Origin of the sequence: Pseudomonas sp. WS 5503 (assembly GCF_012985385.1) — a bacterium.
Classification (GTDB): Bacteria; Pseudomonadota; Gammaproteobacteria; order Pseudomonadales; family Pseudomonadaceae; genus Aquipseudomonas; species Aquipseudomonas paracarnis.
In genome coordinates this window covers 74200-89117 of sequence record NZ_JAAQWI010000017.1, presented here as the reverse complement: position 1 = coordinate 89117, position 14918 = coordinate 74200, and the positions used below count along the sequence as shown (strand labels likewise).

Sequence of the window (14918 nt, the reverse complement as noted above, 5' to 3'; positions counted from 1 at the left end):
GTCGAGCGGGAGCAAGCTCCCTCGCCACAAAACACGCGCTCCTACAGTTTTCCATCCGGGCCGAAGGCTTCGTCCACTTTGGCCAAGTCGGTATCGCGCAAGTTGCCCGCGTAGTAGTGCAATTTGGTCCAGGCCATCAAGTAGTCATAACGGGCCTGGGCCAGGTCGCGGCGGGTGCTGTACAACTGCTGTTCGGCGTTCAGTGCGTCGAGGTTGACGCGCTCGCCGCCGAGGATGCTTTGCTTGGTCGACACCACCAGCGCCTCCGCGGATGCCAGCGCTTTCTGATAGGCGCGCAACTTGCTCACGCCTGACAAGCACGCGCTGAACTGGCGACGCAGTTCGATCAGGGTTTCGCGGGTCTTGCCCTCCAGCTCGTACTCGGCCTGCTCCATCGCGCGGCTGGCCTGGCGGGTGGAAGCCGAGATACCGCCACCGGCATACAGCGGCATGCTTACTTCGACGCCGATGGTGTTGGTGTCGTAGCGCTGGTTATAAGTGTTGCCGCTGTCGGACTCCTGCTTGCGCGAGGTGGCATACGCGGTGATTCGCGGCAAATGCCCGGCGCGGTTGCGTTCCACTTCATAGCGCGCCACTTCCAGGGACTGGCGTTGCGACGCCAGCACAGGGTTGTTGGTCAGCGCCAACTCATGCCAGGTGTCGTAGTTGGCCGGGGTCAGGGTGAACGCGGCGAAGCTCTGGTTCAGGGGTGCCAGATCGCTGATGTTGACGCTTTGCACGCCGATCAACGCGCCCAGCTCCCGGAGCGAGGCGTCCTGCTCATCCAGGGCCTGGATCTCTTCGGCGGTGGCCAACTCGTAGCGCGACTCGGCTTCCAGGATATCGGTGCGAGTGCCCTCGCCTTGCTGGAACAGATGCCGGTTCTGCTGGAACTGTTGTTCGAACGCCTTCTTCTTGGCCCTGGCGATGTCGATCTGGTCCTGGGCAAAGAGCGCCTGGGTGTAATAGCTCAACACCCGCACCAGCAACGCCTGGCTCTTGTCGCGAAAGCTTTCATCGGCAAACAGCGCCTGGGCTACGCCCTTGCGGTAGTTGGCATAGGCTTCGTAATCGAACAGCGGCTGTTGCAGGCTGAAGGTCGAGCCGTAGCTGTTGTAGTTGCGGTCGTCGCGGTAACTGCCGCCGCGCCCGTCAGGCAGGTGCGCTTCGGAGTTGTTGCGGCCCTTGTTGTAGTTGTAGGACAGCCGCGGCAGCAAGCCGGCGCGGCCAATGGTGCGGTTTTCCAGGCCGGCGTCGCGCTCCTTGATGGCGCCCAGGAACACCGGGTCGTTGCGCAGCGCCTGCTCATACACATCGAAGGGCCCCATGGCTGCCTGGGCACTGCCACACACCAGCAACAGCGAAATGAACACTGGCTTCATGCTCATTCCTCGGTCAACGCGGAGCCGGCGCGGTCCAGCAGCGGCTTGAACAGGTAATTGAGCAAGGAACGCTCGCCAGTACGCACGAACATCTCGGCGGGCATGCCGGGCTTGATCACCAGGCCGTTGAGTTTTTCCATGGCCGCTTCGCTGACGCTGGTGCGCAGCACGTAATACGGCGCCCCGGTTTTTTCATCGAGCATCTGGTCGGCGGAGATCAGGCTGACTTCGCCCGGCACCCGTGGCGTGCGGCTCTGGTTGAAGGCGGTGAAGAGGATGTCGACCGGCAAGTGCGTGCCGACCTTGTCCACCAAATGCACCGGCAGGTGCCCTTCCACTTCCAGGCGTGTGCCCTGGGGCACGATCTCCAACAAGGTTTCACCGGCGCGCACCACGGCGCCTTCGGTATGCACGCTGAGGTTGACCGCGATGCCATCGGCCGGCGCGTTGATTTCGCTGTGTTGCAGATTGAAGCCGGCGGAGGTCAGTTGTTGCTCAAGGGTCAGGGCGCGCAGTTGCGCGTCGGCCAGTTGGCTGCGCACTTCCTTCTGATACTCCTCGCTGTGCTGCTGTAACTTGAGGCGCGATTCGACAATGCCCTGCTCTATCCGGCCGCTTTCCCCGGCGTTTTGCGCCAGGTCCTGCTGCACCTGGGACAACTGGCGCTGATAGTCCATCAGCCGGTTGCGCGGGATATAGCCGTTGTCAGCCAAAGGTTGCAGGTTGCTCAGTTGCGCACGCAGGGATTGGGCCTGGGCGGTCAAGTCACTGCGGGCACGGCGCATACCACTTAACTGAGAGGTAGCCCCCTCGATACTGGCGCGGATCCCGGCTTGTTCACGGGCAAACGCGTCGCGACGGCTGCTGAACAACTGGCGCTGACCTTCCAGCACCAGCATCAGGGCCGAATCGGGATTGGCGCTCAGCTCAGCAGGAAAGGTAATACCGGGCAGGTTGTCACGCTCGCTCTGCCAGCGCGCCACGCTGGCCCAGGCCATGCGGTACTGGGCTTGCAGCGATTGCACATCGGCCTGGTTCTGGGTCTGGTCAAGACGGAACAGCGGCTGGCCTTGCTTGACCAGTTCGCCCTCTTTTACCAGGATGCGGCTGACCACACCGGGGCTGAAGGTTTGTACCGCCTTGCGCTTGCCCGACACCACCACGGTGCCTTGTACCGGGATGCCTTGGTCCAACGGTGCAAGGCTGGCCCAGAGGAAAAACCCACCGGCACCGACAATGGTCATCACCCAGCCCATTTTTACGAAAAAGCCGGCATCGCGTTCTTTGATTTGAGGTTCAACGGTAAGGCTGCTCATGCGCCTGGATTCCTTCCGGCCTGGTACTGACGACTGAAACTGACACCGGTTTTTTCTTTCGGCGCTTCCTGCTGCCCGGACAACGCCCGCAGCACCTCCTGGCTGGGCCCGAACGCTTGCAGTTGGCCTTCGCCGAGCACCAGCAATTTGTCGGCCTGGGCCAATGCCGAGGAACGATGGGTGACCAGCACCACGCTGCTGCCCTGGGCTTTCATTTGCATGATGGCGCTGGCCAATGCGGCTTCGCCGACGGTGTCGAGGTTGGAGTTGGGTTCGTCCAGTACGATTAGCCGCGGCCCGCCGTACAGGGCGCGAGCCAGGGCGACCCGCTGTTTCTGGCCGCCGGACAAGCCACCGCCGTTGTCGCCCAGCACGGTGTCGTAACCCTGAGGCAGGCGCAGGATCAATTCATGCACACCGGCCTGTTGTGCGGCCTTGACCACCAGCTCCGGGTCGGCCTCGCGAAAGCGCGCGATGTTGTCGGCGATGCTGCCGCTGAACAGCTCGATGTCCTGGGGCAAATAGCCGATATGCGGGCCGAGGTCGTCGCGGTTCCAGCGGTGAATATCCGCGCCGTCCAAGCGCACGGTGCCGGCCAGGGTCGGCCATACGCCCACCAGCACGCGAGCCAGGGTGGACTTGCCGGAGCCCGACGCGCCCAGCACGCCCAGCACTTCGCCGGCAGCCAGGTTGAAGCTGACCTGATGCAGGGTCGCCATGCGTCGCCCCGGCGGGCCGGCGCTGACCTGCTCGAAACTGACCTGGCCGTGGGGCGCAGGCAAAGCCATGTGCTCGACCTCTGGCGGGAATTCGCGCAGCAGTTCGTCGAGGCGCTGGTAGGCCAGCTTGGCCGAGCTCCATTGCTTCCACACTGCAATCAATTGGTCGATGGGGCTGAGTACGCGGCCCATCAAGATGGAGCCTGCGATCATCATCCCGGCGGTCATGTCACCTTTGATCACCAGGTAGGCGCCCAGGCCCAGCACCAAGGATTGCAGGCACAGGCGCAGGGATTTGCTCAACGAGGTGATGATCGAACCGGTGTCGCTAGCCTTGTTCTGCAAACCCAGGAACTGCGAATGCACGCCAAACCAGCGTTGGCGCAGCGCACCAAGCATGCCCATGGCCTGGATGGTTTCGGCGTTGTGCAAATGGCTGGTGGCCAGTTGGGTCGACTGCTGCGAAAAACCGCTGGCCTCGCCCAATGGCTTTTTGGTCAGGTATTCGTTAAGGCACGCCAGGCCAATCAACAGTACCGCGCCGGCCGTGGCCAGCACGCCGAGCCACACGTTGAACAGGAAAATCACGAACAGGTAGATCGGGAACCATGGCGCATCAAAGAATGCGAACAGCGCAGGCCCCGTGATGAATTGGCGCAAAGCAGTCAGGTCGCCCAAGGATTGCCCGGCATGCCCCTGGCCACGCTGCAAGTTGCGCTCGAAGGCGGCCTTGTACACGCGCAAGTTGAAACGTCGCTCCAACTGGCTGCCAATGCGGATCACGATGAAGCTGCGCACCACTTCCAGCAGGCCGATAAACGCAAAGAAGCCCACGACCATCAGCGTCAACATCACCAGGGTGGTTTCATTCTGGGAGGACAGCACACGGTCATACACTTGCAGCATGTAAATCGAGGGCACCAGCATTAACAGGTTAATCAATGCCGTGAAACAGCCAACGCTGATCAAAATACTTTTGTATTCACCCAGCGCCCTGAATAAGGGCGCCACCCCATGGGACTTCGCCATATTAATTGTTTTTCCTTGCAGCGAATTACGCAAAAGGGTCACCCCTACCGAGTAGGGTACGGCCGCCTAACAAATCGAGTTATATGCTTATAACTTTTAATTAAAGTTTTCGTTGCAGGGTTACAACTTCGCCTGCTTTAGTGCGGGCTTGATAGTCGCCCTCTTTCTGGCGATTCAAATGGGTGATCCCAGAGCCATCAGCGTTAAACAGCCAGATACCATCCGGCGTGGGTGACCATGTCTGCGGCTTGTCGCCCAGCCATTGCTCGGCACAGGCAATATCGCCCTCCAGGGCGTTGGCTTGCTCCACTAACTTCAGCGCGCACACCTGATCCTGCTGCTTCAGTTCCCACTGCCCGGCAAGCTGCGCGGAGGTGGGTAATACAAGACTGCTAGCCATTGCGTGGGCTCCTGCCGACACGAACAACACCTGCACAACACAGGCGATCAAAGGGGAAAACCGTGGCATATCCAACTCCAGCCTGGAGCGCGGTGCCGAAGCACCGCGCGCTTTGCATCAGGCTACGATGTCACTGGCAGCCGCCTGGCCAACGGTGGTGACGAGGAAATCCGCCACGCCGTGCCCGGAGAAGTCCACTGCCAAGGTGCCCAGGTTGGTACCTGAGGCATAGGTCAGTACAGCATCGCCGGCATGCCCGGTAAATGCGTTGACGAAGGTCACGCCCGCACCCTTGGTGATACCGGACAGGTCGATCTTGTCCGAACCGGAGGTGAAGTCGAAGATCTTGTCCGCAGCCCCTGGCTTGGAGTCGGAACTGGCACCGTACACGAAAGTGTCGCTGCCAGCGCCGCCCCACAGCTGGTCTGCACCGCCGCCGCCGTAGATGAGGTCGTTGCCGGCCCCGCCCTTGATGGTGTTGGCAACCTGGTTACCAATGATCAGGTCGTTACCCGAACCGCCGAACGCGTTCTCGATGGTGACGCCCTTGGCGATGGACACGTTGCCCACCAGGCCGCCCACATCAGAGAACGAGGTGGCAGTGAGGTTGATCTTCTGGTTCTGGGTGAAACCGGAGAAGTCCAGGGTGTCGTTGCCGCCACCGTCCCATACCGAAAACACCAGCTTGTCGGCATTGGAAGTGGCGCTGAGGAAATCACGCCCGGTGTTGGAGTTGAACCCGTAGGTGGTGTCAGTGGCGCGGGTGTTGAAGTTGGCACCGTAGAGCTTCTGGATCGCCGCAATGTCGTCGATCAGCGGGCCGGAAGCGTAAGCCTCGACGCCGCCTTTGCTGAAGTTCTGGTTGGTGTTGCTCTCGCTCCAGTAACTCATGAGGCTATAGCCACGCGTGTCCTGTCCATAGGTTGCGTCGTTATAGGTCGGGTTGCCGTTCCCGGCGTTGTAGTCGCCAGGGTGAGCCAGGCCCAGGGTGTGGCCGATTTCGTGGGTCAGGGTCTGCCGGCCATAGTTGTTCAGGTCCGGGGTCTTGTTCGGCGTGTAGCTATTGTTGGTCAGGTACCACGAAGTGCCGTCGTAGCCTGCACCGGTACCGGGCAGGTAAGCGAAGGCCGCGGCGCCGTCCTGGCCGCTGCTGTAGTTGCCGAAGGTCATGTGGCCGTCACCGCCGGAAGCCTTTTCGGTAAAGGTCACGTTGGCAACATCCGCCCAGGATTGCATGGCCAGTGCGGCCTGTGCTTTCTGCTGGGTGTTGAATTGGCTGAACCCCGAGATGCCATGTTTGTTCATGGTGCTCTGGGTAGCCGAGGTGAGGAAGGTGTAGGTCAGATCGATCTTGCCGTTGCCATCAAAGTCCCGGTACGCAGCACCATCCCGCAGCAGCTGGGTCGCTGCCTGGTCCACGGTGTAGGACGGTTTGCCATTGACCGTGAGATTACCGCCACGGTCATACAAATGGCTGAAGCTATCGATTTGCGAGTAAGCAGTGCTGGCTTGCGCGGCAGATACAATAGCCTTGTCTTTTACTTTTGACATAAACGTACTTCCTTGTTTGCAAGTGCATCAGTCTTTGTTCGATAGGAACCTCGCGGGCGAGGATAGTCCTATCACTCACCTCTTTTGAAGGCGTAAGAAAACTGACACAACTTGAAATCTTTCGTCTACATCTATTTCCATCGCACAATTGTGACGCAGGTTCAAGTTGCGGAAGTCCCACGCAGTGTTTATTGGGGGCCGTTGCGTTTATGTGGCCGAATCGGCGCACACCACTATTTAAATATTAAATACAAGTAAAGCCGCTCTAAGCGAACGGCTCACTTGATTAATGGATCCAATATATTGTCACGGTGTCATTAGCAACATTAAAGAGCCACTATTCGCACTATTAAAGTGCGCTGTCCCCCATTACCGGGACATACTCCAGCCACACTGTTGCAGGGCTGCCAAGAGGGTTTCGCCAGCCAGGCCCGGCACCTCGACGCCGTCTTGGGTGGTCATGTCTTCACCTGCCAGAATGGCGTTGATGATCGCCTCCTCCACCGCCTCTGCCGCCGCGCTGAACAGCGGCGAAATATGGTCGTTGTTGACCATCTGCAACCCGGTGCTGAGGGGCAGGTCCTTGCGCCCATAGTCGGCTGGCGGCAAATCACGGTTGCCGGTGGCAAACGCCAGGAACAGGTCGCCGCTGGAATCCTCGGTGCCGCCACCGGTGCGCGCAATGCCGATGGACGCGCGCTGTGCCAGGCGCTGGCATTGGTGGGGCAGCAAGGGGGCGTCCGTGGCGATGATCACCACAATGGAGCCCATGCCAGGGGTGCCTCGCTCGGCAAAGGGCGAAGCAATGCCCATCAAGTGACGGCCCACCGGGTAGCCATCGACCCGCAGCTCCTGGCGCTTGCCATGGTTGGCCTGCACCAGTACGCCGACAGTCCAGCCGCCCTGCTCTGCTGGCAACCGCCGTGACGCCGTGCCGATGCCGCCCTTGAACTCGTGGCAAATCATGCCGGTACCACCGCCCACCGCGCCTTCCTGCACCGGGCCGCTTTCGGCCTGGTCCAGAGCCTGGCGCACATGCTCTGGGCGCACGTGCTGGCCCCAGATATCGTTGAGCAGGCCATCGTAGGTTTCCATGACCACCGGCATGCACCAGTACACCGCAGGGTCCGCCAGGCGCTCGCGCTCCAGGGCGATCAGGCTGTCGCGCACCACCCCGATACTGTGGGTGTTGGTGATGGCCATCGGCGTGGTCAACAGCCCCGCCTCGCTGATCCACTCAAGGCCCGTGGCGTCGCCGTTACCGTTGAGCACGTGGTAGCCGGCAAAACACGGTTGCTGCCGCGCTTCCCCGGCTCGCGGCTGGACCAGCGTGACGCCGGTGCGCACCTGCTTACCGTCAACACAGGCCTTGACCGTCGAGTGACCGACGCGAACCCCGGGAACATCGGTGATGGCATTCAATTCGCCGGGCATGCCCAACCCCAACGTAATGCCCAATTGACGTGCACGCATACCCACTCCTTACAGTTTCTGGAACGCCGGACTCAACCGGCCACTGATGCAATACAAGATCACCGACAGGGCCAGCAAGCCGATGATAATCATGATGTCGCGTACCGAGGCCTCCAGGATCAAGGTGACCAGCAGGTAACCGGCACCCAGTACCGCCAGCAATGCCGGCAGCGGCCATAACGGCATGCGATAGGGATGCTCGCGATCACGCAGCAGCACCCGGCTCATCAGCGCGCTCAGCGCCACTACCAGGTACACCAGCATGATCAGCAACACGCTGAACGAGGTCAGGTCGGCCAGGTTAGAACTGAAGCTCAACAGCGCCGAGGGTATCGCCAGGAACAGCGTCGCCAGCCACGGCGAGTCCCAGCGCGGGTGAATACGCGTGAACAGCTTGTTGATACTCGGCGTCCACAGCGCATCGCGACCGCTGCTGAACACCACGCGGCCAATCTGGATCACGATGGCAACGATGGCGTTGAACACCGACAGGAAAATCCCGGCACTCACCAGCCGCGACAAGGTTTCATTGCCATGACTGGTCAACAGATAGCCGATCGGGTCGGGGCTGCTGATCATTGCGCTCAGGGACGGCGCGCCGATCAACAGCGCAGTGATCGGCACCAACTCGATGACCACCACCAACCCCAACGACCATAGCACCGCCTTGTGCACGCCCTTGCCGCCGCACTTCATGTCTTCGGCCAGCAACACCGCCGGGCCGTAGCCGTTGAACGAGAACAGGCCGATGCCGACGGCGCCGATCACCAAGGCCCAGGGTGCCAGGTGCAACACGCCGTTTTCGACGATCTGCGGCTGCAACAACACACTGGCCGGTTGCACCGGGTTACCGAAGCCGATCACCACAATCACCAGCAACGCCGCCACTTCCAATAGCAGGCAGGTGCCGGTGATCCAGGCGTTGAGCTTGATGTTGAGGATGCCCAGGGCGTAGCTGCACACCACGATCACCAGGGCGACGGTTTGCGAATCGAATGTCGTGCCGAGAGCGTTATTCAGGTAAGTCGCCGCACCGGTCGCCAATACCGGCGGGATAAACAGCAACATCACCAACACCGTCAGGAAGGTGGCGTAACCGGCCATGCCACCAAACACGCGCTTGGCATACACATACTCGCCACCGGCGCTGTTATGGGCGCGGCCGAGTTCGGCGTAACAGAAGGCGAACATCAACGCGAGCAACGCCGCCATCACAAACGCCAGGAACACGCCACTGCCCGCCTGCTGGATGGCAAACGGGGCGATCACGAAGACGGAACTGGCCGGCGTTACCGCTGAAACGGTAATCGCCACGACATCAAAGACGCTCAGGGTGGGCTTGAGCACGCCATCGGGCGCGGGGGTGGCACTCATATCGTTATCCTCTGTCGTTGTTTTTGGTGTGAGGCAGAAACGAAAAATGATTGTTCCTCGGGATATGCTTCCCGTTGGACAGTGTCGACGTTATCGGCTGGTGGGGCTGCCGGCCAATTCCCCTATTGGCGTACTCCCCTTGACGGTGCCCTGCAGAAGCCTAACCCTTGGCCGATCATTTGAGGGTGGGGATGTTGAGATGAGCCTGTTCCGGGAAATCGGTATGCACGCGGGGTTGGGCCGCACCCTGTCACAGATCGGCACCGAGCGGTTCTGGAAGCAACTGGTGCTGTTATTGCACCAGTGCTTGCCCTTCGATAATGCCCTGGCGATTTTCTACCCGCTGGATGGCCCGCCCCAGGCCCTGGAGGAGTACGACGCCCAACCCAGCAGCAAGCCGGCGTCAATGCTGGTGTACCTCAACGGCCTGTACCTGCTCGACCCGTTTTACCAGGCTTGCCGCGAAAACTATGCCAGCGGCGTATACCGCCTGGAGGAAGTGGCGCCGGACCATTTTCGCCAGAGTGAGTACTTCCTCAATTACTTCCACGACAATGTGCTGGAAGACGAAGTGCAAGTGATCCTGCAACTGCCCGGCGTGGGCACGCTGTCGCTGTCGCTGGGCATGCAGCGGCGCTTCAGCTTCGAAGAAACCGGGCTGTTGACCACGCTGTCGGCGTGGGTGTTGCCGCTCATGCACCAGCATTGGCAGCAAAGCACCCAGCGGGCACCGGCCATGGACAGCCAGATTCGCGATGCCCTGAGTCATTTCGGCAGCGGTGTGCTGTCGGACCGCGAGCTGGAAATCGCCCGGCTGGTGTTGCGAGGGTTCTCCTCCAAGGCCATGGCCGAACGCTTGAAGATCTCGCCGGACACCGTAAAAGTGCACCGCAGGCATCTGTACGCCAAGCTGGACATTTCGTCGCAGCCCGAGTTGTTTTCACTATTCATCCAGTCATTGGGGCATGACCTGGAGAACCCATAAACCTCATTCGAGCTGAAAGCGTGGTTGGCGCCTGTCAACGCCCCGTCCGTATGGTATTCCATACCCGAGTACGCACCCGGTCGATATTCAACGGCATGGCTTGCAGTGCAAACAGCTTGCCCATCATCTCCGGGCTCGGATACACCTTGGTGTCGGCCTTGATCGCCGGGTCTACCAGGCTGTCGGCCGCCGCGTTGCCGTTAGCGTAGTGCACGTAGTTGGTGACACTCGCCATCACGTCGGGGCGCAGCAGATAGTTCATGAAGGCATAGCCGGCTTTCTCATCCGGCGCGTCGGCGGGCATGGCGACCATGTCAAACCAGATCGCCGCGCCTTCCTTGGGAATGTTGTAGCCGATATTCACGCCGTTCCTGGCTTCCTTGGCGCGGCTTTCGGCCTGCAGGATGTCGCCGGAGAAACCGACGGCTACACAGATATCGCCATTGGCCAGGTCGGCGGTGTATTTCGAGGAATGAAAATACGCCACGTAAGGCCGCACTTGCATCAGCAGGGCTTCGGCCTTCTTGTAGTCCTCGGCTTTTTTGCTGTGGTGCGGCAAGCCCAGGTAATTGAGCGCGGCCGGCAGCAATTCGGGGCCGTTGTCGAGGATGGCGACCCCGCACTTTTGCAGCTTGGCCATGTTTTCCGGCTTGAAGATCAAGTCCCAGGAGTCCACCGGGGCGTTGTCGCCGAGTACCGCCTTGACCTTGTCGATGTTGTAGCCAATGCCGGTGCTGCCCCACAGGTACGGAAAGCCGTGAGCATTGCCAGGGTCGTTGTTTTCTACGGCCTTGAGCAGCACCGGGTTGAGATTTTTCCAGTTGGGCAGCTGGCTCTTGTCGAGCTTTTTAAGGGCGCCGCCCTGGATCTGCCGAGCCATGAAATGGTTGGAGGGAAACACCACGTCGTAACCCGATTTACCGGTCATCAGCTTGCCATCGAGGGTTTCGTTGCTGTCGTACAGGTCATAGGTGAAACCGATGCCGGTGTCTTTTTGGAAATTCCTGGTGGTGTCCGGTGCGATGTAGTCCGACCAGTTATAGATCTTCACGGTCTCGGCAGCCTGGCTGATAGTAGCCAGCAACATCAAGGGCAACAGGGCAATGGCTTTCATGGTTCGATTTCCTGGCGGTTTTAGGGCTGTTTTTATGGCAGGCGATCAAGGATCAAAGCGTTACAGAATCAGGACGTAGGTCTTGCGCACGGTTTCCTGGATATCCCAGATACCGGTGCTATTGGCTGGCAACATCAGTGCGTCACCGGCTTGTATGTGCAGGGTTTCCCCGTTGTCAGGCGTGAAGGTGCAGCGCCCTTGGATGAAATGGCAAAACTCCTGGGACTTGATCTGCCGACGCCAGCGCCCCGGGGTGCAGGCCCAGATGCCGGTCTCGACCCCGTCGTTGCGCTCCACGCTCAGGGTCGAGGCCACGGCGATGGGCGCGCCCAGGGGCACCGCCACCGGTGATGAATCTGGCAGAGCGGTGTTCAGCGTGTCTTTGAATTGCGTAATGCTCATGGGTTTTCCCCTGTGGGTGGAACGAGTCAGTGCATGAAGCCTTCCATGAAACCGGCAACGCCGGTTGCCAGCTTGCGGCGCCAGGGCGGGGTGTTGGGGTTGGCCAACACCTGGTCTTCATGGACAAAACTGCGAATGATCGCGTTGTAACCCAGCCAGCGGCACGGCTCCGGCTCCCAGGCCTTGAGCGCCTGGAGTCCGCCTTCGCGAATCACCCAGGGTTGTCGGGTCAACGGGGTGTCGCGGCCCAGGATCAAGTCGGCCAGGGTACGGCCGCCGAGGTTGGTGGCGCCCACGCCCTCCCCGCCATAACCGCCGGACAATGCGATGCCAGTGGCGTGGTCACAGAGCATGTGCGGACGAAAACGGCGCGACATGCCCAGGTTGCCGCCCCAGGAGTGGGTAATCCTGGCCTTTTTCAGCTGTGGGAAGAGTTCACCAAACAGGTAGCGACGCAACTCTACTTCGCTGTCCGTCAGGTCGAAGTTGTGCCGTAACTTGCCGGCAAATTGATAGCCACCACGGGCGCCGAACACCAGGCGATTGTCGGCCGTACGCTGGCCGTAGGTGACTTGTCGGCTGCTCTCGCCAAAGGCCTGGCCCTGGCTGAGCCCGATGCCCTCCCAGGTGCTGGCCGGCAGCGGTTCGGTGGCGACGATCAAGCTCTGCACCGGTAACTGGTAGCGGCCCAACGGCGGCAAGGTATTGGCGTAACCCTCGACAGCAGGCACCACCCAGGCGGCGCGCACGCAGGCCTTGGCAGTGCGCAGGCTGCCGGACTGCCAATGGGTCACGGGGCTGTTTTCGTAAATGGTCACGCCCAGGCTTTCAACCGCCCGCGCCAGGCCACGCACCAGCTTCGCCGGGTTGATCGTCGCGACGTGGGGGGCATAGATGCCGCCATAAGGCTTGGCAATGCGGACCTGCTCGGCCAATTGCTGCGGGCTGAGCCAGCGGTAGTCGTCTTCGGTGAGGCCCTGGGCGTACAGCTTGTCCAGATAGCGGCGCAGGCTGCCTTCCTGCTCGGGGTAGCGTGCGGCGCAATACAAGGCGCCGCCTTTGCGGTAGTCGCAGTCAATGCCTTCGCGGACCAGCACCTGTGCCACTTCATCAGGAATGCCATGCAAGAGGTCAAACGAAGCGCGACGCTGCTGGGGGGCAAGCTCAGCCAGCAGACGGTCTTCTCCCAAGAGGTTGCCCATCAACCAGCCACCATTGCGCCCGGATGCACCGAAACCGGCCGTTTGCGCCTCGATGATTGCAATTTTCAGCTCAGGGGCCTGGCGCTTCAGGTAATAGGCGGTCCACAGGCCGGTATAGCCGGCGCCGATAATCGCCACATTGACGTCCAGGTCGTGCTCCAGCGACGGGCGCGCTACCAGCGGGTCGTCCAACTGGTCCATCCATAAACTGATACTGCGCCATGCCGGCATGCCAGGTTCCCCTACCTCGGTTCGATAGGGCCGATCCTAGAGTGCAGCGTCAGGGGCTGTCTTGCGCGCGTGCACGCACAGAAATTTGTTTGAGGTACGCCTTGGGCGATTGCCCGGTGTGCTGGCGAAAAACGCTGTAGAACGCCGAGAGTGAATTGAAACCGGCGGCAAAGGCCAACTCATCGACTTTGACCGGCGCGGTGGCGTGATCCAGCGCGGCCAGTACATGCTGGAGTCGCGCCTGGTTGACGTAGCGATAGAAGCTCTGCCCCAGCACCTGGTTCAGCAGGTAGGACATCTGGTTGCGACTGTAGCCACAGGCCTTGGCGACCCGCTGCAGGTCCAAGTCCGGGTCCAGGTACGGCTGCTGACGCTCGAAATATTGTTGCAGGTCATTGGCCATATAACCCAACTGCTGGGGCGACAAACCCAGGCGGCTGACCGTGGTACGCAGCGCCTGGGTCGGTTGCTCGTGCACCAGGGACGCATATTCATGCACCCGCCAGATCAACCCGTCGCGCACCGTAATGGCCTCACTGGTACGAAACGACACCAGGCCCTGGCCGCCACGCAAGGTAATGCGGTACTGGATAAACGCGGTATCGCCATCGGCTCGGATGCGATCAGTGTGCTCAATCGCTTCATCTGCCTCACGGGGCATGCTGGCCTGCAAGTACTCGCGCAACTCGGCATAGCCCACCACACGGTTCTGGAAGAAATCGTGGTACTGGATCTCGGGGTGGTAGTAAGCCATCACCCCGTCCAGATCGCGATGTCGCCAGCACAGGTGATGGCGCAGCACCAGCGCGCCGGTAGCGTGGGAATTGTGACACTCATCGTCTGGAGCGATGTCGGACATATCGGGCTCTACGGCGGAGAAAATGCTCGAGAATGCCGAACTTTACCCTTCCCTTCAATGGTCAGATCGAGCGTCTGACTAATGGCCTTTTGCCTATTCCTTTGTAGGACATGATCTATATCAAAACCAGGCGAAAGAACCGCCGAACGGGCCGAAAAAAGTCACCTTGCAGTTGCGAACGAATGCTATTTTTAAGCCCTTAGCTGTCATGACCAGTGAAGGTCCTGGCCCCTGCCGCGAGCTAAAGGAAGCGCTCAATGAACAAGGTGGGCAACATGAACAAAGTGACATTTCCCAACGCCTGCCAGCTGATGCGCTGGCATTTTCACCCGATGGGCTTCGAGGGCAGCATGGACGCCCCCGGCAGCATGATCGCCCGCCTGTTCGACCGGGCCAGCGGCGAGACATTGATCGCCATCGCGGGGATCCCGTGCGCTACGGTGATGAACGCGGCTGATGTGGAGCGCATCATCGAGGCCGTGGAGGATGAATTGGAGAGTTTCGTGCCGCCGGTTTCGTTGCGGGCGTGAGGCGGCAATAGCGTAATAACGCCCACTTTGACGGTAACCACGATGCGAAGCGAGCCGCTCTTGATCTTGATCTCAGGCACCCCGTTAAACCACGCTGGCCGAACGCAGGCTTGAATTCGTGGGTAACCCGGCAGGACGCCGGGTTAGCCGCCCCGCGCCATGGATGGCGCGTGGCGGCGGCCCACGGATTCAAGCCTGCGTTCGGGCACACCGAGCCTAGGCGAGGTGCCGAGTGGTGGGGCGAAGGCCTTTTGGTTACTTTTGGGCCTTTCCAAAAGTGACCCGCTGTTGAGCGGAACCCTAAGTGGCCGTTACCGCAGGAATGGATATGTACACAATCCAATTGTGCTG

The 14918-nt window shown here is 60.6% G+C and carries 13 protein-coding genes; 2 read left to right on the top strand and 11 right to left on the bottom strand.

What is annotated here, in order from left to right:
- Positions 1–41: 41 nt before the first annotated feature.
- The 7 genes from HBO10_RS30430 to HBO10_RS30400 form a co-directional block, all read right to left on the bottom strand.
- Complete coding sequence (locus tag HBO10_RS30430; RefSeq protein ID WP_034127692.1) at positions 42–1382, bottom strand: TolC family outer membrane protein; 1341 nt, start codon at positions 1380–1382, stop codon at positions 42–44.
- Positions 1383–1384: 2 nt separating this feature from the next.
- The gene (locus HBO10_RS30425) at positions 1385–2698 is read right to left on the bottom strand and encodes an HlyD family type I secretion periplasmic adaptor subunit (RefSeq protein ID WP_034127693.1); all 1314 of its coding nucleotides are present in this window, start codon (positions 2696–2698) and stop codon (positions 1385–1387) included.
- On the bottom strand, positions 2695–4446 hold the full coding sequence (locus HBO10_RS30420; protein WP_034127694.1) for a type I secretion system permease/ATPase: 1752 nt from the start codon (positions 4444–4446) through the stop codon (positions 2695–2697). Before HBO10_RS30420 ends, HBO10_RS30425 begins: the two co-directional genes overlap by 4 nt.
- A 100-nt stretch (positions 4447–4546) precedes the next feature.
- Positions 4547–4915 carry a protease inhibitor Inh/omp19 family protein gene (locus HBO10_RS30415; protein WP_034127695.1) on the bottom strand — a complete coding sequence of 123 codons (369 nt, stop codon included), beginning with the start codon at positions 4913–4915 and terminating at the stop codon, positions 4547–4549.
- A gap of 48 nt (positions 4916–4963) precedes the next feature.
- Positions 4964–6397 carry a serralysin family metalloprotease gene (locus tag HBO10_RS30410; protein ID WP_054898106.1) on the bottom strand — a complete coding sequence of 478 codons (1434 nt, stop codon included), beginning with the start codon at positions 6395–6397 and terminating at the stop codon, positions 4964–4966.
- Between the two features lie 369 nt (positions 6398–6766).
- Positions 6767–7870, bottom strand: coding sequence for a P1 family peptidase (locus HBO10_RS30405; protein ID WP_034127697.1), 1104 nt, complete (start codon positions 7868–7870; stop codon positions 6767–6769).
- 9 nt (positions 7871–7879) lie between these two features.
- A complete protein-coding gene (locus HBO10_RS30400) occupies positions 7880–9244 on the bottom strand; it encodes an APC family permease (protein ID WP_034127698.1) in 1365 nt (454 codons plus the stop codon).
- Between the two features lie 199 nt (positions 9245–9443).
- Here HBO10_RS30400 and HBO10_RS30395 point away from each other — a divergent pair, with 199 nt between their 5' ends.
- Positions 9444–10229 carry a helix-turn-helix transcriptional regulator gene (locus HBO10_RS30395; protein ID WP_054898104.1) on the top strand — a complete coding sequence of 262 codons (786 nt, stop codon included), beginning with the start codon at positions 9444–9446 and terminating at the stop codon, positions 10227–10229.
- Between the two features lie 34 nt (positions 10230–10263).
- Here the strand turns inward: HBO10_RS30395 and HBO10_RS30390 are convergent, their stop codons facing one another.
- Genes HBO10_RS30390 through HBO10_RS30375 form a run of 4 tightly spaced genes read right to left on the bottom strand, consistent with a single transcriptional unit; the run spans position 10264 to position 14037 of the window.
- A complete protein-coding gene (locus HBO10_RS30390; RefSeq protein WP_034127700.1) occupies positions 10264–11343 on the bottom strand; it encodes a polyamine ABC transporter substrate-binding protein in 1080 nt (359 codons plus the stop codon).
- A 60-nt stretch (positions 11344–11403) separates the two neighbouring features.
- Positions 11404–11745, bottom strand: coding sequence for a cupin domain-containing protein (locus tag HBO10_RS30385; protein WP_034127701.1), 342 nt, complete (start codon positions 11743–11745; stop codon positions 11404–11406).
- A 26-nt stretch (positions 11746–11771) separates the two neighbouring features.
- Positions 11772–13178 (bottom strand): FAD-dependent oxidoreductase, encoded by a 1407-nt coding sequence (locus HBO10_RS30380; protein ID WP_034127702.1) that lies wholly within the window; start codon positions 13176–13178, stop codon positions 11772–11774.
- A gap of 49 nt (positions 13179–13227) precedes the next feature.
- Positions 13228–14037 (bottom strand): helix-turn-helix domain-containing protein, encoded by an 810-nt coding sequence (locus tag HBO10_RS30375; protein WP_169922248.1) that lies wholly within the window; start codon positions 14035–14037, stop codon positions 13228–13230.
- Between the two features lie 257 nt (positions 14038–14294).
- Here HBO10_RS30375 and HBO10_RS30370 point away from each other — a divergent pair, with 257 nt between their 5' ends.
- A complete protein-coding gene (locus HBO10_RS30370; protein WP_014718395.1) occupies positions 14295–14567 on the top strand; it encodes a DUF1652 domain-containing protein in 273 nt (90 codons plus the stop codon).
- Positions 14568–14918 lie beyond the last annotated feature (351 nt).